Genomic DNA, 17,121 nt, shown 5'->3' with positions numbered 1-17,121 from the left:
GAGGCCGTAGCCGACCAGGTATGTAGGGCCGGGCCCCAGGGACTTGCTCCCCGGGGCCCGGCCCTTTTTGTGTCTGCGGAGGGTTGTTCGGAGTGGGGGCTGAGCCGAGTTCGGCACCGCCGCTCCACGCCGATGGGGTTGCTCGCCGTCGCGGCGGAAAGATGTTGGCTGCCGCCGCCGCACCCATCATCTTTTCTCCGCCGCGACGGTGAGCGACCACAGCGGTGGTGATCGGCGGTGCCGAACCCGTCCCAGCCCCCGCACTCGGAAACCAAAAGGCCGCACGTGCTGCGGGGGCGGTCCGACCGCCCCCGCAGCACGCTCAGGCCGACGGCAGCGTCACTGCTTGCGGAGGCGGAAGGTCAGGCCCAACGGCTCGTCGACGAAAGGCTCGCCGTACGTGGCGTCCGCCTCGCCGGAGGCGAAGTCCGTCGCCAGGACCTCCTCCGCGACCAGCCCGCCCTGCTCCGTGAGCGCCGCTGCCAACTCGTCGCCGGACGCAGTCCACCGCACCGCGATCCGGTCCGCCACGTCCAGGCCGCTGTTCTTGCGCGCCTCCTGGATGAGCCGGATCGCGTCCCGGGCCAGCCCGGCGCGTCGCAGCTCCGGCGTGACGTGGAGGTCGAGCGCGACCGTCGCACCCGCGTCGGACGCCACCGACCAGCCCTCACGCGGGGTCTCGGTGATGATGACCTCCTCCGCGGACAGCGGCACCGTCTCGCCGTCGACCACCACGGACGCCGTTCCCTCGCGCAGCGCCAGCGACAGCGCCGCCGCGTCCGTGTCCGCGATCGCCTTGGCGACCGGCTGCGTGCCCTTGCCGAAACGGCGGCCCAGCGCACGGAAGTTGGCCTTGGCCGTGGTGTCCACCAGCGAACCGCCGACCTCGGACAGCGACGCGAGCGCGGAGACGTTCAGCTCCTCCGTGATCTGCGCGCGCAGGTCCTCCTCCAGCGTCTCGAAGCCCGCCGCCGCGACCAGCGCCCGCGACAGCGGCTGCCGGGTCTTGACACCCGATTCCGCCCGCGTCGCCCGGCCCAGCTCGACCAGCCGCCGTACCAGCGCCATCCGCTGCGAGAGCCCCGCGTCGATCGCCGCCTCGTCCGCCTCCGGCCAGGACGCCAGGTGCACCGACTCCGGTGCGCCCGGCGTCGTCGGCACCACGAGGTCCTGCCAGACGCGTTCGGTGATGAACGGCACCAGCGGCGCCATCAGCCGGGTCACCGTCTCGATGACCTCGTGCAGGGTGCGCAGCGCCGCCGCGTCGCCCTGCCAGAAGCGGCGCCGGGAGCGGCGCACGTACCAGTTGGACAGGTCGTCCACGAACGACGACAGCAACTTGCCCGCCCGCTGGGTGTCGTACGACTCCAGCGCGTCGGTGACGTCCCGCACCAGCGCGTTCAGCTCGCCGAGCAGCCACCGGTCCAGCAGCGGCCGGTCGGCCGGCGCCGGGTCCGCCTCGCCCGGCGCCCAGCCGGAGGTGCGCGCGTACAGCGCCTGGAAGGCCACGGTGTTCCAGTAGGTCAGCAGCGTCTTGCGCACGACCTCCTGGATGGTGCCGTGCCCGACGCGCCGCGCGGCCCACGGCGAACCGCCCGCGGCCATGAACCACCGCACCGCGTCCGCGCCGTGCTGGTCCATCAGCGGGATCGGCTCCAGGATGTTGCCCAGGTGCTTGGACATCTTGCGGCCGTCCTCGGCGAGGATGTGGCCGAGGCACACCACGTTCTCGTACGACGACCGGTCGAAGACCAGCGTGCCGACGGCCATCAGCGTGTAGAACCAGCCGCGGGTCTGGTCGATGGCCTCGGAGATGAACTGCGCCGGGTAGGTGCGCTCGAACACCTCCTTGTTGCGGTACGGGTAGCCCCACTGCGCGAACGGCATCGAGCCGGAGTCGTACCAGGCGTCGATCACCTCGTCGACCCGCGTCGCGGTCTCGCCGCACTGCGGGCAGGCGAAGGTGACCTCGTCGATGTACGGGCGGTGCGGGTCGAGGCCCGACAGGTCGCGGCCGGTGAGCTCCGACAGCTCGGCCAGCGAACCGACGCAGGTCAGGTGCTCCTGCTCGCAGCGCCAGATCGGCAGCGGGGTGCCCCAGTAGCGCTTGCGGGACAGCGCCCAGTCGATGTTGTTGTTCAGCCAGTCGCCGAAGCGGCCGTGCTTGACCGACTCCGGGAACCAGTTGGTGCGCTCGTTCTCCCGCAGCAGCCGGTCCTTGATCTGCGTGGTGCGGATGTACCACGACGGCTGCGCGTAGTAGAGCAGCGCGGTGTGGCAGCGCCAGCAGTGCGGGTAGCTGTGCTCGTACGGCACGTGGCGGAAGAGCAGGCCGCGCGCGTCGAGGTCGGCGACCAGCGTCTCGTCGGCCTTCTTGAAGAACTGCCCGCCGACCAGCGGCAGCACGGCGTCGAACGTGCCGTCCGGGCGCACCGGGTTGACCACCGGCAGGCCGTAGGAGCGGCAGGTCCTCAGGTCGTCCTCACCGAACGCGGGCGCCTGGTGGACCAGGCCGGTGCCGTCCTCGGTGGTGACGTACTCGGCGTTGACGACGAAGTGCGCGCCGTCGATCTCCACCAGGTCGAACGGACGGCGGTACGCCCAGCGTTCCATCTCGCGGCCGGTGAACGACTGCCCGGTGGCCGTCCAGCCCTCGCCGAGCGCCTTCTCCAGCAGGGGTTCGGCGACGACCAGCCGCTCGGTGCCGTCGGTGGCGACCACGTAGGTCACGTCCGGGTGGGCGGCGACGGCGGTGTTGGACACCAGCGTCCACGGGGTGGTCGTCCACACCAGCAGCGACGCCTCACCCGCCAGCGGGCCCGAGGTCAGCGGCAGCCGCACGTAGACCGACGGGTCGACCACGGTCTCGTAGCCCTGCGCCAGCTCGTGGTCGGACAGGCCGGTCTCGTCGCGCGGGCACCAGGGCGCCACCCGGTAGTCCTGGACCAGCAGTCCCTTGTCGAAGATCTGCTTGAGCGACCACCACACCGACTCCACGTACTGCGGGTCCATCGTGCGGTACGCGTTGTCCAGGTCCACCCAGTAGCCCATGCGGCGGGTCAGCTCGGCGAACGCGTCGGTGTGCCGGGTCACCGACTCGCGGCACTTCGCGTTGAACTCGGCGATGCCGTACTTCTCGATGTCCTGCTTGCCGGTGAAGCCCAGCTCCTTCTCCACCGCCAGCTCAACCGGCAGGCCGTGGCAGTCCCAGCCCGCCTTGCGGGGCACGTGGTGGCCGCGCATGGTCTTGAAGCGCGGGAAGACGTCCTTGAAGACGCGGGCCTCGATGTGGTGGGCGCCGGGCATGCCGTTGGCGGTCGGCGGGCCCTCGTAGAAGACCCACTCCGGCCTGCCCTCGCTCTGCTCCAGCGAGCGGGTGAAGACCTTGTTCTCCTGCCAGAACGCGAGCACCTCGTGCTCCAGCGCGGGCAGGTCTACCTGGGCGGGGACCTGGCGGTACTGCGTCATCGGATTCGTCCTCCGGCGGACACGTCGTCATCACGTCTTCCGTCGGAGGGACGAGAGCCGGCCGCCTCGCGGCGGTGCTCCCGCGGTACCACCCTCCTTGGCCGCCGGGCGCGCCGCACGCTCCCTTCGGCCCTCTCGTTGGGCCGCGACGCCGGTTCTACTCGCCCGCCGCACGTCCCGCGGGCTTTCCTCCGACGGCTCCGGGGTGATCTTCACACCGCGCACGCCTCCGGGCTCGCACCGTCCCCGGCTCGCTCATGGCTGCGTGCGGCGCTACTCGTCCCCATCCACGCCTTTCGCTGCGCCCAGTGTACGGGGAGCGGGACCACGGATTCGCCCGCTCGTCGCCGGGGCGGTCTTGTGGCGGTCCCGGCGGTGGGCGCGGGGTTCCCGGGCGGCGGGAGCGGTGCCGTGCGGCGCTAACGGGTGTTACCTGGTCGTACCGGCATACCTGCCGGGGAGATGGGCACAACGGATGCAGACGTGCCTGCCGAGCGGGCTAGTCGGGCGGCGTGCCCCGTTGCTGCGGGTCAGGAGCCGATCTATCGTTCCGGCACGATTCGCGAGCAAGATCACACAATGTGTCATACGTGAAGGGGTCGTGTCCATGGTGGTGAAGAGGACCGCCGAGAAGAGGTCGTCATCCACCGCCAGGACGACCGCCAAGGCGAAGAAGACGGCTCCGGCCAAGAAGACGGCGGCCAAGAAGGCTCCGGCCAAGAAGTCAGCCGATTCCCGTACGACGACGAAGACCGCAGGCAAGAAGACCGCGGGCAAGGCGGGCAAGAGGACGACGGCGGCCAAGGCGGCCACCAAGAAGGCGCCGGCGAAGAAGACGGCGGCCAAGAAGGCCGCCGACTCGCGCACGACGGCGAAGACGGCCACGAAGAAGGCGCCCGCCACGAAGGCCACGGCCACGAAGGCCACCGCCAAGAAGGTGGCGGCCGAGAAGACCGCCGGCACCAAGGCGAGCACGGCAAGGAAGGTGACCGCGGCCAAGAAGGCGACCGCCAAGAAAGCCGCGGGCAAGAAGGCGACGGCGGCGAAGAAGACCGTTCCGGCGAAGAAGACCGCCTCGGCGAAGAAATCCGCCGCCACGCCCGGGACCAGCACGAACAAGACCAAGAAGGCGTCCGCGAAGAAGTCCGCGTCCGCGAAGAAGACGGGAGCCACGACGGTGGTTGCGAAGAAGACAGTGACCGAGACGGCGGCGCCCGACGCGTCCCAGCTCCCCGCCGCACGACTGGCCGCCGAGGCGGCCGGCATCGTGGAACCCGGGGCGCTCGCCGTCCGGCCGGGGGAGGAGCCCTGGACGCCGGAGGAGGTCGACGAGGCCCGCACCGACCTGCTGGCCGAGTCGGTCCGGCTGCGCGCCGAGATCCACGCCTCCGAGGAGGCGATCTCCGGCCTGATGCGCGACTCCGGGGACGGCGCGGGCGACGACCAGGCGGACGTCGGCACCAAGACCATCTCCCGCGAGCACGAGATGGCGCTCGCCAACAACGCCCGCGAGATGCTCACCCAGACCGAGCACGCCCTCGAACGCCTGGGCAACGGCACGTACGGCCTGTGCGAGTCGTGCGGCAACCCGATCGGCAAGGCCAGGATGCAGGCGTTCCCGCGCGCCACGCTGTGCGTCGAGTGCAAGCAGCGCACCGAACGCCGCTGACCGAGCGCAAGCCCGTGCCGTACGCTCGTCCGTGTCAGGCACGCTCCTGACGCGGGATTCGAGGCTGAGGGACTCACGTGACGAAGGCGGAGCGCACCATCGGTACGCCAGGTTTCGATCAGGCGCCGGACGGCGAGGGCGAGCGGACCGCGGACGCCTCCCGGGAGACCGGGCAGGCGGCCGCCGGGACGCCCGAGGCCGCCACGGACGGTTCCGGCGCGCCCGCCTCCGGGGCGGCCGGGCCGCGCGGCAAGCGCCGGGTCCTCGTGCTGTTCTGCGTCGCCGCCCTCGCGTACGCGCTGGACCTGATCAGCAAGACGCTGGTCGTGCAGCACCTGGAGGGCCACTCCGCGATCCGGGTCCTCGGCCAGTACCTCCAGCTGGAGGCGATCCGCAACTCAGGTGCCGCGTTCGGCATCGGCCAGGGCATGACGATCGTCTTCACGCTGATCGCGCTCATCGTCATCGTGGTGATCACCCGGCTCTCGCGCAGGCTCTACAGCGTGCCGTGGGCGATCGCGCTCGGGCTGCTGCTCGGCGGCGCGCTGGGCAACCTCACCGACCGGATCTTCCGCTCCCCGGGCGTCTTCCGGGGCGCGGTGGTCGACTTCATCGCCCCGAAGGACTTCGCGGTCTTCAACCTCGCCGACTCCGCGATCGTCTGCGGCGGCATCCTGATCGTGCTGCTGTCCTCCCGCGGCCTCGACCCGGACGGCACCGTCCACCGCGACTGACGCCCGGGGTCCGCCGGACCGCTCGCTCGAAACGGAGGCCCGCCCGCACCGGCGGAAAGCCGCGCCACGGGTTCCGGCATACTCGACCTGGTGAGCACCCTTCCCGAGATCCGTACCCTTCCCGTGCCCGACGGCCTGGAGGGCGAGCGCCTGGACGCCGCCCTCGCCCGCATGTTCGGCTTCTCCCGCACCAAGGCGGCCGAGCTGGCCGCGGACGGCAAGGTCCGGGTGGACGGCGCCGAGGCCGGGAAGTCCGACCGGGTGCACGGCGGCGCGTGGCTCGAGGTCGAGATGCCCGCGCCCGCCGAGCCGGTGCGGATCGTCGCGGAGCCCGTGGAGGGCATGGAGATCGTCCACGACGACGAGGACGTCGTGGTCGTCGTCAAGCCGGTCGGCGTGGCCGCGCACCCCAGCCCCGGCTGGAACGGCCCCACGGTGATCGGCGGCCTGGCCGCGGCCGGGTACCGCATCTCCACCTCGGGCGCCGCCGAGCGCCAGGGCATCGTGCACCGGCTGGACGTGGGCACCTCAGGCCTGATGGTCGTCGCCAAGTCGGAGCGCGCGTACACCCTGCTCAAGCAGCAGTTCCGGGAGCGCACCGTCGACAAGCGCTACCACGCCCTCGTGCAGGGTCACCCCGACCCGCTCAGCGGCACCATCGACGCGCCCATCGGCCGCCACCCGAACCACGACTACAAGTGGGCGGTCGTCGCCGAGGGCAAGCCCAGCGTCACGCACTACGACCTGATCGAGGCGTTCCGGGCCGCCTCGCTGCTGGACATCAAGCTGGAGACCGGCCGCACCCACCAGATCCGCGTGCACATGTCGGCGCACCGGCACCCGTGCGTCGGCGACACCACGTACGGCGCCGACCCGACGCTGTCCAAGCGGCTGGGGCTGACCCGGCAGTGGCTGCACGCGGTGCGGCTGGGCTTCGAACACCCGGCGGACGGACGGTGGGTGGAGTTCGCGAGCCGGTACCCGGACGACCTGGCCCACGCGCTGGAGACCGTCCGCGCGGAGAGCGCGTGAGCGGCGAGGCCCGGCCCGGGCACGCCATCCGGGTCGCCGGCGAGGGCGACATGCCGGGCTGCTTCGCCGTGCGCCGTGAGGTCTTCGTCGTCGAGCAGCGCATCCCCGAGGACGAGGAGTGGGACGCCTACGACGCCCACGCCGTCCACCTGCTGGCGACCGGGCCGGACGGGGCTCCGCTGGGCACGGTGCGCTTCCTGCACGGAGCCCCGGCGCGCCGCAAGTACGCGGGGGTCGTGGACGACGACGCCACCGCCGTGCTGGGCCGCCTCGCGGTCGGCCGTCAGGCGCGCGGTACCGGGCTCGGCGCCGCGCTGGTGCGGGCCGTCGAGGCGGAGGCGGGGCGGCTCGGCCTCGGCCACGTCTACCTGGAGGCGCAGACCCACGCCCTCGGCTTCTACGAGCGCCTCGGCTACACCGCGCACGGCCCCGAGTTCGACGAGGGCAGCGGCATCCCGCACCGCGCCATGCGCCGCGCGCTGCGCGGGCTGTGACTGATTGTCAGTGCCGCGTGGCACGCTGAGTAGCACCTGAAGCAAGATCCTCCTGTCCGGGAAGCGTGCGCCGTGGACCAGTTCGCCCTTCTGCTCGTCCTCCTGCTCGGGGCCATCGTGATGGTCCCGGTGGGGGACCGGCTGGGCCTGCCGTCACCGGTGCTGATGACGCTGTTCGGCGGCGTGCTGGCGCTGCTGCCGTTCGTGCCCAACGTGCACATCCCGCCCGGCCTGATCCTGCCGCTGGTGCTGCCGCCACTGCTGTACGCGTCCGTGCAGCGCACGTCCTGGCGGCAGTTCGCGGCCAACGTCAAGCCCATCCTGCTGCTGGCGGTGGCCCTGGTCTTCGTCACCACGGCCGCCGTCGCCGCCGTCGCCCACGCCGTGGTGCCGGGGCTGCCGATGGCCTCCGCCGTGGCGCTCGGCGCGCTGGTCGCCCCGCCCGACCCGGTGGCCGCCACGGCGGTCGCGGGCCGGCTGGGGCTGCCGCGCCGCATGGTGTCGATCCTGGAGGGCGAGGGGCTGTTCAACGACGTGACGGCCATCGTGCTCTACCACGTGGCCGTGGCCGCCGCCGTGACCGGTTCGTTCTCGCTGCCGCACGCGGTGCTGGCGCTGGTGCTGTCCGCCGTCGTCGCCATGGCCATAGGACTGGTGCTCGGATGGCTGGCCAACAAGCTGATGCGGCTGGTCGGCGACGCCACCTTGCAGGTCGGCCTGTCGCTGCTGGTGCCGTTCGCCAGTTACGCGCTCGCCGAGGAACTGGACGGCTCCGGGGTGCTGGCGGTGCTCACCACCGCGCTGTACCTGTCGGAGTACATGGGCGACGCCGACGACGTGACCGGGCGCCTGGCCGGCAGCACCTTCTGGACCATCGTCGACACCCTGGTGACCGGCGCCGCCTTCGGCCTGATCGGCCTGGAGCTCCACACCGTCTTCGGCACCGCCGCGGGCGCCGCGGGCCGGCTGCTGGGCGGCGCGGCGGCCGTGGTCGGCGTGGTCGTCGGCGTCCGGCTGGCGTGGCTGCTGCCCGCCGCGTGGCTCGCCCGCAGACTCCACCGCAGACGTGACCTGGACGAGGACATCCCGACCACCTGGCGCGAGACCGTCGTCATGTGGTGGGCCGGGATGCGCGGCGTGGCGTCGGTCGCGCTGGCGCTCGCCATCCCGCTCACCGTGGACGGCGGCGGGGACTTCCCCGGCCGCGAGGGGATCCTGTTCGTCGCGTTCTGCGTGGTGCTGGCCACCCTGGTGCTCCAGGGACTCACCCTGCCGTGGCTGGTCAGGGTGCTCGGCGTGCAGGGCGACTCGGCGGCCGAACGCGACCTGGAGCGGCGGCTCGCCCTGCGCGCGGCGAAGGCGGCCAGGCGGCGGCTGCGGGAGATCGAGGAGACCGAGGAGCTTCCGGAGGAGATGTCCGAGGCCCTGCTGCGCCGGGCCTACGACCTGGGCCTGCGCATCAGCCCCGACATGGAGGCGGAGAGCCGCCCCGAGCGGCACGAGGCGGCCCGCCGCAGGGCCAAGCGGCTGCACCACGTGCGCCGCGTGCAGGCGGAGATGATGTCCGCCGCCCGCCACGAGGTGCTGGGCGCGCGCAACGAGCCGGGCTTCGACCCCGAGGTCGTCGACCGGGTGCTGCGCCACCTCGACGTGCGCAGCCTGCGATGAGCCTCCGCCGGGGCGATCCGGGGCGATCCGGGGCGATCCGGGGCGATCCGGGGTGTTCGGGGCGTTCCGGGGCGGGCGCCTGGCGGCGCGTTCCGGGCCGGGTGCCTGGCACGATGGGACGCTGGTGCGGGGCGGCTGCCGCCCCGGTGACGCGGGAAAGGCGTGAGACACGTTGGCTGAGGCGGAGACGATCCTGCTGCTGCACTCCTGGTACGGGCTGCGGCCCGCGGTGCACGCGGCGGCGGACCGGCTGCGGGCGGCCGGGCACGAGGTGGTCGTGCCCGACCTGTACGAGGGCAGGACGGCGCAGGACGCCATCGAGGCCGCCGCGCTCAAGGACGAGATCGGCCGGGAGGAACTGCTGCGGCGGGCCGTGACCGCGGCGGCGCCGCTGTCCGCGCGCGGCGTGGTCTACGCGGGCTTCTCGCTCGGCGGCTCGATCGCCCAGAACCTCGCCCTCGGCGACGAGCACGCCCGCGGCCTGCTGCTCCTGCACGGCACGTCCGACATCGCGGACGACGCCGCCACCGACCTCGCCGTACAGCTGCACGTGGCCGAGCCCGACCCGTTCGAGCCGGACGACTGGCTGAACGCCTGGTACCTGCGGATGCGCAAGGCCGGGGCCGACGTCGAGGTGCACCGCTACCGCGGCGCCGGCCACCTCTACACCGACCCCGACCTGCCCGACTGGGACGGGGAGGCCGCGGAGCGCACCTGGGCCACGGCGCTGGCCTTCCTCGCCGACCTGTAGCCCGCGCGCCACGAAGGCCTGCCAGGGCGCCAAGGGCCCGCCAGGGCGTTCGCCCCGGCGGGCCCTACCGGTTCCGGCGGATCGTCGTCCGCCGGAACCGGGCGGACGGTCACTTGGTGCCGAACGCCTTGTCGAGCTGCTGCGTCAGCTGGGAGACCGGGATGATCCCGGTGGGGGCGAAGCTGTTGCCCGCCACCGTGAAGTCCTTGCCGTCCAGCTTGGCGCTCGGGGTGCCCTGCACGCCGCTGCTGTTGAACGAGTCGGACATCTTCTTCGCCCAGGCGTCGTACGTGCCGTCCTTGACGTTCTTCTGGAACGTGGCGTTGTTCTTCAGCGCCGGGACCTCGTTCGAGATCTTGAACAGGTAGCTGTTGTCGCTGAACTTGTCGGTCGTCTCGTCCGGGTGGTTCGCCTTGGAGTACAGCGCGGTGTGGAACTGGATGAACGCCTGCGGGCTGACGTTCAGCGCCGCGCCCAGCGCGCTGAGGGCGTGCATCGAGCCGGTGCCGCCGTCGTTGTTGTCCAGGAACGTGCCGAAGGTGTACTGGATCTTGTACTGGCCGGCGTCGGCGCCCTTGAGGTAGGTCTGGCCGTCCTGCTGCTCGAACTCGGAGCAGATCGGGCAGCGCGGGTCCTCGTACAGGTGCAGGGTGTGCTTGGCCGAGGCGTTGCCGTAGATCACGGTGGTGCCGTTGGCGCCGGAGGTGTTGGCGGGCTGGACGAACGGCTTGGACGTGCCGCCGCCGGAGCTGGAGACGGCGACCGCGACACCCGCCGCGATGGCCAGCACCGCGACCACGCCGACGCCCGCGAAGACCTGGCGGCGGACCTTGGCCCGCTTCGCCTCCCGCGCGCGCTCCGCCTTCAGCCGCTCACGGGCCGAGGACTTGTTCTCCCAGTTGTTCTTCTTGCTCATGGTGGACTGCTCTCTCCGTCAAGGATGTCGTCAAGGTCGGTGATCCGGTTGCCCCGGTGGGGCGGCCCGGCGGCGGGTGTCAGGCCGCGAGGGCGAACGGCGGACCACGCCGGACGACGGAGTGCAGCAGCAGTGGCAGGACCGGCGCGCACGCCCGGCCGTGCCGACGCGCGGTACGGGGGCGGATCGCGGGCGGCAGGGCGGCGCACAGCACCGCGACCGCGGCGGCCAGCGGCCGGAACGCGAACGAGGCGGTGGCGCGCAGCAGTTGCTGCAACGCGGCCTCCCCGCGCCGCAGCCACCACGACGCCAGCAGCCCCACCGCGATGTGCGCCGCGAGCAGCAGCCACGGCATCGCGGGATCGGCGAGCGCCGTGCCACCGGTGAGCGGGGTGCCGCCGGCCAGCGGCGTGCCGATCCTGCCGCCGTCGCAGAGCAGGTCGGCGCCGAACGAGCGCAGGGGACCGGTGACCGGACCGCCCGCCGGGCCGTAGCAGGTGCGCTGGCCGGTGGTGAACAGCGTGTCGGCGGCCAGTTCCAGCGGCACCAGCAGCGCCACGATCGGCCAGAAGCCGCGTTCCCGCCCGGCCAGCGCGTACGCGATCGCGAAGACGGCGGCGAAGACCAGGCCCACCGTGGTCCACGGCAGCGGCAGCCGGGAGAGCAGCACGTGGGACGTGGAGGACAGCGTGGTGCACAGCGCGGCGAACAGCGCGGCACGCGCCGTCCTGAACTGTGCTCTCGCCTCCATGCGGCCCCTCATGCGGCAGAGTGTGCCACGAGCCGCTGTAGGCGTCGCCTAAAGGTCCGGCAACGACCGGAAACCACGGCCGCGGGCGTGCCGTGCGGACCCGGTGGGAGAGCCCGCGTTCTCCGCCCGGCGGGGCATGCGCTGTCGGACCCCGGGCATAGACTTTCCAGCCTCAGCAGACGACTGTCGTCCCGGAGGTTCGCGCACCGTGACCAAGCCCTTCACGCACCTGCACGTCCACACCCAGTACTCCCTGCTGGACGGGGCGGCGCGGCTGAAGGACATGTTCAAGGCGTGTCAGGAGATGGGCATGACGCACATCGCCATGACCGACCACGGCAACCTCCACGGCGCCTACGACTTCTACCACCAGGCCAAGGCCGCGGACGTCACGCCGATCATCGGCATCGAGGCGTACGTCGCCCCCGAGTCCCGGCGCAACAAGCGCAAGGTCCTGTGGGGCCAGCCGCACCAGAAGCGCGACGACATCTCCGGCTCCGGCGGTTACACCCACAAGACCATCTGGGCGGCCGACAGGACCGGCCTGCACAACCTCTTCCGGCTCTCCTCGGACGCCTACAAGGAGGGCTGGCTGCAGAAGTGGCCCCGGATGGACAAGGAGACCATCGCCCAGTGGTCGCAGGGCCTGATCGCCTCCACCGGCTGCCCGTCCGGCGAGGTGCAGACCCGGCTGCGGCTCGGCCACTTCGACGAGGCGATCAAGGCGGCCTCCGAGTACCAGGACATCTTCGGCAAGGACCGCTACTTCCTGGAGCTGATGGACCACGGCATCGAGATCGAGCGCCGGGTCCGCGAGGGCCTGCTGGAGATCGGCAAGAAGCTCGGCATCAAGCCGCTGGTCACCAACGACTCGCACTACACCTACGCCCACGAGGCCGACGCGCACGACGCGCTGCTGTGCATCCAGACCGGCAAGAACCTCACCGACCCCGACCGCTTCAAGTTCGACGGCACCGGCTACTACCTGAAGTCCGCCGACGAGATGTACGCGGTCGACTCCTCCGACGCCTGGCAGGAGGGGTGCGCCAACACCCGGCTGGTCGCCGAGCAGATCGACACCGACGGCTGGTTCGAGTCGAAGAACCTGATGCCGCGCTTCGACGTGCCCGAGGGGTACACCGAGGTCACGTGGTTCCGCGAGGAGGTCAAGCGCGGCATGGCCCGCCGCTACCCGGGCGGCATCCCGGAGGACCGCCAGCGGCAGGCGGACTACGAGATGGACATCATCATCCAGATGGGGTTCCCCGGCTACTTCCTCGTGGTCGCCGACTTCATCATGTGGGCCAAGAACAACGGCATCGCGGTGGGCCCCGGCCGTGGCTCCGCGGCCGGCTCGATCGTCGCGTACGCGATGGGCATCACCGACCTCGACCCGATCGACCACGGCCTGATCTTCGAGCGGTTCCTCAACCCCGAGCGCGTCTCCATGCCCGACGTCGACATCGACTTCGACGAACGCCGGCGCTCCGAGGTGATCCGCTACGTGACCGAGAAGTACGGCGCCGACAAGGTCGCCATGATCGGCACGTACGGCACCATCAAGGCGAAGAACGCCATCAAGGACTCCGCCCGCGTGCTGGGCTACCCGTACGCGATGGGCGACCGCATCACCAAGGCCATGCCCGCCGACGTCCTCGGCAAGGGCATCCCGCTGTCCGGCATCCTCGACCCGCAGCACCCGCGTTACGGCGAGGCCGGCGAGGTCCGCGGGATGTACGAGAACGAGGCGGACGTGAAGAAGGTCATCGACACCGCGCGCGGCGTCGAGGGCCTGGTGCGGCAGATGGGTGTGCACGCGGCGGGCGTGATCATGTCCAGCGAGACCATCACCGACCACGTCCCGGTCTGGGTCAGGGCCTCCGACGGCGTCACCATCACGCAGTGGGACTACCCCAGTTGCGAGTCGCTCGGCCTGCTGAAGATGGATTTCCTGGGCCTGCGCAACCTGACGATCATGGACGACGCCGTCAAGCTGGTGAAGGCCAACAAGGGCATCGACCTGGAACTGCTGTCGCTGCCGCTGGACGACCCCAAGACCTTCGAACTGCTGGGCCGCGGCGACACGCTGGGCGTCTTCCAGTTCGACGGCGGCCCGATGCGCTCGCTGCTGCGCATGATGAAGCCCGACAACTTCGAGGACATCTCCGCGGTCTCGGCCCTGTACCGGCCGGGTCCGATGGGCATGAACTCGCACATCAACTACGCGCTGCGCAAGAACGGCCAGCAGGAGATCACCCCGATCCACCCGGAGCTGGAGGAGCCGCTCAAGGACGTCCTCGGCATCACCTACGGCCTGATCGTCTACCAGGAGCAGGTGCAGAAGGCCGCCCAGGTGCTCGCCGGGTACTCGCTCGGCCAGGCCGACCTGCTGCGCCGCGCGATGGGCAAGAAGAAGCAGGAGGTCCTGGACAAGGAGTTCGTCCCGTTCCAGAAGGGCGCCCGCGACAAGGGCTACTCGGACGAGGCGATCCAGGCGGTGTGGGACGTGCTGGTCCCGTTCGCCGGCTACGCGTTCAACAAGGCGCACTCCTCCGCGTACGGCCTCGTCTCGTACTGGACCGCCTACCTCAAGGCCAACTACCCGGCCGAGTACATGGCGGCGCTGCTCACCTCGGTGCGCGACGACAAGGACAAGTCGGCGGTCTACCTCAACGAGTGCCGCCGCATGGGCATCAAGGTGCTGCCGCCGAACGTCAACGAGTCGGACGCCAACTTCACGGCCCAGGGCGACGACGTGATCCTCTTCGGCCTGACCGCCGTGCGCAACGTCGGCCAGAACGTGGTGGACTCGATCATCCGCTGCCGTAAGTCGAAGGGGAAGTACAGCACGTTCCCCGACTTCCTCGACAAGGTCGAGGCGGTCGTCTGCAACAAGCGCACCGTCGAATCGCTCATCAAGGCGGGCGCGTTCGCCGAGATGGGCCACACCCGGCGCGGCCTGACCGAGCACTACGAGTCGATGATCGACAACGTGGTGCAGGTCAAGCGCAAGGAGGCGGAGGGCCAGTTCGACCTGTTCGGCGGCATGGGAGACGACGACGCCAAGGACGAACCGGGCTTCGGCCTCGACATCACGTTCTCCGACGTCGAGTGGGACAAGTCCTACCTGCTCGCGCAGGAACGGGAGATGCTCGGCCTGTACGTCTCCGACCACCCGCTCTTCGGCATCGAGCACGTGCTGTCCGACAAGACCGACGCGGCCATCGCCTCGCTCAACGGCGGTGACTACCCGGACGGCGCGATCGTCACCATCGGCGGCATCATCTCCGGCCTGCAACGGAAGATGACCAAGCAGGGCAACGCGTGGGCCATCGCCACGGTGGAGGACCTGGGCGGCTCGATCGACTGCATGTTCTTCCCCGCCACCTACCAACTGGTCTCCACCCAGCTGATCGAGGACGCGGTCGTGCTGGTCAAGGGACGTCTCGACAAGCGCGAGGACGTGCCCCGGCTGGTCGCCATGGAGCTGATGGTCCCCGACCTCACCGACGCGGGCACCAACGCGCCGGTCACCATCTCCATCCCCACCGTCAAGGTCACCCCGCCGCTGGTCGCCCGCCTCGGCGAGGTCCTCGACAGCCACCGCGGCAGCACGGAGGTCCGTGTCCGGCTCCAGGGCGCCCGCAAGACCACCGTCCTGCGCCTGGACCGCCACCGGGTGGCCCCCGACCCGGCGCTCTTCGGCGACCTCAAGGCCCTGCTGGGACCGGCCTGTCTGGGCACGGCGAGCCAGGCGGGCTGACGCCGCGGGCCGGGCCGGTCCCGGGGCCGCCGCGCGGGCCCCGACACACGCGAGGGGCGCGCCCGAACGTGGGCGCGCCCCCTGCGACTGCCGTGCGGGTCCGGTCAGTTGTGGCCGAACTTCTTCTTCCGCTTGTGGGACATCTCCTGGTTCATGCCGCTGCTCATCGGCGACTTGCGCTCCGGGTCCATGGTGGCCGTGGCCGACTCGTGCGGCGTGGACGCGTCGGGTGCGGTGCCGCGCGCGGGGGCGTTGTTCTCGCGGGAGCGGTTCGGGTTCTGGTTCTTGTTCTTGCCCATGATCGTTCCTCCAGGGGGGATCTCGGACGATGGGCCGTGAGGTGTCCGGGACGTTGTCCGGACGCGATGATCAGACTGGCACGGCGGAACCAAACACGCATTTCGGTCGTTCACAGGGCGTAACGAAGCGTGGGTTCACGGCGGTCGCTGCCGGGCCTCTTGCGAATCCGCCACGCCGATGATCGAGTTCGGGCTCATATCCCCCGCGCGGTCGGGCAGACTCAGGGCAACCCGCCGGGGGGCGACCGGACGTAGAAAAGAGGGTGGAACGTGGACCGCTGCGTCGTCCTCGTGGACGCCGGCTATCTGCTCGGCGCCGCCGCGAGCCTGCTGGCCGGAGAGCCCTCCCGGTCCCGGATCACCGTGGACCACGCCGCCGTCGTCCGGGGCCTGCGCGAGCGCGCCGAACGCGAGACCGGCCGCCCGCTGCTGCGGATCTACTGGTTCGACGGCGCGCCCGACCGGGTGCCGCAGCCGGAACACCGCCGCCTGCGCGTGATGCCCCGGGTCACCGTCCGGCTCGGCGCCCTCACCCGGACGGACGGCCGCTGGGCGCAGAAGGGTGTGGACGCCGCGATGCACGCCGAGCTGTCCGAGCTCGCCCGCAACCGCGCCTGCTCCGACGTCGTCCTGGTGACCGGCGACGGCGACCTGCTGCCCGGCATGATGTCCGCCAAGGAACACGGCGTCGCCGTCCACCTGTGGGCCATTCAGGCCGCCGACGGCGACTACAACCAGTCCGAGGACCTGGTCGCCGAGGCCGACGAACGCAGGGTGCTGGACCGCGAGTGGATCACCCGGGCGGTCCAGCCCCGTGACGCGGTCGGCCCCTGCGCGCCGCAGCCGCCGCGCCCGGAGATCGCCGCGATCCTCTCCGCCCCGCTGCCGGAGTCCGCGCTGCCCACGGCCACGCCCAAGCCCGTCCCCGCCGACGAGGCGGCACCCGCCAAGAACGGCCACGCGCCCGAACGGGCCGACGAGGACGCCCCGGCCCGCTCGGGCGTCCCCACCCCGAAGGACCTCGCCGGACTCGCAGGCGGCCGGGGCCCGGCGGGCGGTCATCCGACGCACCCGGGTCCGCCCGCGCCACCGCCCGCCGCCACCCTGCGCTGGTCCTCCGAGCGCGGCTGGGTCGAGCGCCCGGCCGCCGAGGCCCCCGACCCCGGGCTGCCCACGCTGGCCCAGCTGACCACCGCGGAGCAGCGCTGGGCCGACCGCGAGGAGGACATCACCACGGTCAGCGGTGACCCCTTCGAGGTCGGCCAGGTCTTCGCCCGCCGCTGGATCGAGCGGCTCAGCGACACCTCGGCGCTGCGCACGCTGTCCGCCGAGTACCCGCGCGTCCCGCACCGCATCGACGGCGAGCTGCTGCGGTACGCGGCCCGCTTCGGCCTGCTCGCCCACAAGGACGACCAGATCGACGAACACGACCGTTACGCCATCCGGGCGGGCTTCTGGCGTGAGGTGGACGCCCGGTCGGTGGCCGAGCACGCTCCGAGCGCCCCCGGTCCGTCGTCCGCGCCGGGCTCGCCCGGCTGAGTCCACCGGAGGCCCGCCCGGCCCGGGAAGCCGGGGC

Annotated in this window: 12 protein-coding genes; 8 read left to right on the top strand and 4 right to left on the bottom strand. The window is 71.5% G+C overall.

Annotated features, from left to right (window positions below):
• Window positions 1-339: 339 nt before the first annotated feature.
• Window positions 340-3,468 (bottom strand): isoleucine--tRNA ligase, encoded by a 3,129-nt coding sequence (gene ileS / locus K7472_RS15000; RefSeq protein WP_222978107.1) that lies wholly within the window; start codon window positions 3,466-3,468, stop codon window positions 340-342.
• 607 nt (window positions 3,469-4,075) lie between these two features.
• Here ileS and K7472_RS14995 point away from each other — a divergent pair.
• The 6 genes from K7472_RS14995 to K7472_RS14970 all read left to right on the top strand — a co-directional run bounded on the left by K7472_RS14995 (window position 4,076) and on the right by K7472_RS14970 (window position 9,816).
• Complete coding sequence (locus K7472_RS14995; protein WP_222978106.1) at window positions 4,076-5,137, top strand: TraR/DksA family transcriptional regulator; 1,062 nt, start codon at window positions 4,076-4,078, stop codon at window positions 5,135-5,137.
• A gap of 77 nt (window positions 5,138-5,214) precedes the next feature.
• A complete protein-coding gene (gene lspA / locus K7472_RS14990) occupies window positions 5,215-5,871 on the top strand; it encodes a signal peptidase II (protein WP_222978105.1) in 657 nt (218 codons plus the stop codon).
• A 90-nt stretch (window positions 5,872-5,961) separates the two neighbouring features.
• Window positions 5,962-6,903: an RluA family pseudouridine synthase gene (locus K7472_RS14985; RefSeq protein ID WP_222978104.1), complete on the top strand. Its 942-nt coding sequence runs from the start codon at window positions 5,962-5,964 to the stop codon at window positions 6,901-6,903.
• 50 nt (window positions 6,904-6,953) lie between these two features.
• Window positions 6,954-7,397: a GNAT family N-acetyltransferase gene (locus K7472_RS14980; RefSeq protein ID WP_222978501.1), complete on the top strand. Its 444-nt coding sequence runs from the start codon at window positions 6,954-6,956 to the stop codon at window positions 7,395-7,397.
• Between the two features lie 72 nt (window positions 7,398-7,469).
• The gene (locus K7472_RS14975; RefSeq protein ID WP_222978103.1) at window positions 7,470-9,065 is read left to right on the top strand and encodes a Na+/H+ antiporter; all 1,596 of its coding nucleotides are present in this window, start codon (window positions 7,470-7,472) and stop codon (window positions 9,063-9,065) included.
• 172 nt (window positions 9,066-9,237) lie between these two features.
• The gene (locus K7472_RS14970) at window positions 9,238-9,816 is read left to right on the top strand and encodes a dienelactone hydrolase family protein (RefSeq protein ID WP_222978102.1); all 579 of its coding nucleotides are present in this window, start codon (window positions 9,238-9,240) and stop codon (window positions 9,814-9,816) included.
• A gap of 109 nt (window positions 9,817-9,925) precedes the next feature.
• Here K7472_RS14970 and K7472_RS14965 read toward each other — a convergent pair whose 3' ends face one another.
• On the bottom strand, window positions 9,926-10,732 hold the full coding sequence (locus tag K7472_RS14965; RefSeq protein ID WP_222978100.1) for a thioredoxin domain-containing protein: 807 nt from the start codon (window positions 10,730-10,732) through the stop codon (window positions 9,926-9,928).
• A 79-nt stretch (window positions 10,733-10,811) separates the two neighbouring features.
• Window positions 10,812-11,495 (bottom strand): hypothetical protein, encoded by a 684-nt coding sequence (locus tag K7472_RS14960; RefSeq protein WP_372457967.1) that lies wholly within the window; start codon window positions 11,493-11,495, stop codon window positions 10,812-10,814.
• Window positions 11,496-11,691: 196 nt separating this feature from the next.
• On the opposite strand from K7472_RS14960, the gene dnaE reads away from it, so the two are divergent.
• Complete coding sequence (gene dnaE, locus K7472_RS14955; protein WP_222978098.1) at window positions 11,692-15,246, top strand: DNA polymerase III subunit alpha; 3,555 nt, start codon at window positions 11,692-11,694, stop codon at window positions 15,244-15,246.
• Window positions 15,247-15,350: 104 nt separating this feature from the next.
• On the opposite strand, the gene K7472_RS14950 is transcribed toward dnaE, so the two are convergent.
• On the bottom strand, window positions 15,351-15,545 hold the full coding sequence (locus K7472_RS14950) for a hypothetical protein (protein WP_222978096.1): 195 nt from the start codon (window positions 15,543-15,545) through the stop codon (window positions 15,351-15,353).
• A gap of 270 nt (window positions 15,546-15,815) precedes the next feature.
• Here K7472_RS14950 and K7472_RS14945 point away from each other — a divergent pair, with 270 nt between their 5' ends.
• Window positions 15,816-17,084, top strand: coding sequence for an NYN domain-containing protein (locus K7472_RS14945; protein WP_222978094.1), 1,269 nt, complete (start codon window positions 15,816-15,818; stop codon window positions 17,082-17,084).
• The last annotated feature ends 37 nt before the right edge of the window (window positions 17,085-17,121 follow it).

It is taken from the genome of Streptantibioticus parmotrematis (assembly GCF_019890615.1).
In the GTDB taxonomy this organism is placed as follows: Bacteria; Actinomycetota; Actinomycetes; order Streptomycetales; family Streptomycetaceae; genus Streptantibioticus_D; species Streptantibioticus_D parmotrematis.
This window is presented reverse-complemented; position numbering and strand designations above follow the sequence as displayed.

Excerpts from the sequence above, each read along its gene's own strand:
- K7472_RS14950 (WP_222978096.1), bottom strand. The coding sequence starts at position 15,545 with ATGGGCAAGAACAAGAACCAGAACCCGAACCGCTCCCGCGAGAACAAC.
- K7472_RS14980 (WP_222978501.1), top strand. The coding sequence starts at position 6,954 with ATGCCGGGCTGCTTCGCCGTGCGCCGTGAGGTCTTCGTCGTCGAGCAG.
- K7472_RS14995 (WP_222978106.1), top strand. The coding sequence starts at position 4,076 with ATGGTGGTGAAGAGGACCGCCGAGAAGAGGTCGTCATCCACCGCCAGG.
- K7472_RS14960 (WP_372457967.1), bottom strand. The coding sequence starts at position 11,495 with ATGAGGGGCCGCATGGAGGCGAGAGCACAGTTCAGGACGGCGCGTGCC.
- K7472_RS14965 (WP_222978100.1), bottom strand. The coding sequence starts at position 10,732 with ATGAGCAAGAAGAACAACTGGGAGAACAAGTCCTCGGCCCGTGAGCGG.
- ileS (WP_222978107.1), bottom strand. The coding sequence starts at position 3,468 with ATGACGCAGTACCGCCAGGTCCCCGCCCAGGTAGACCTGCCCGCGCTG.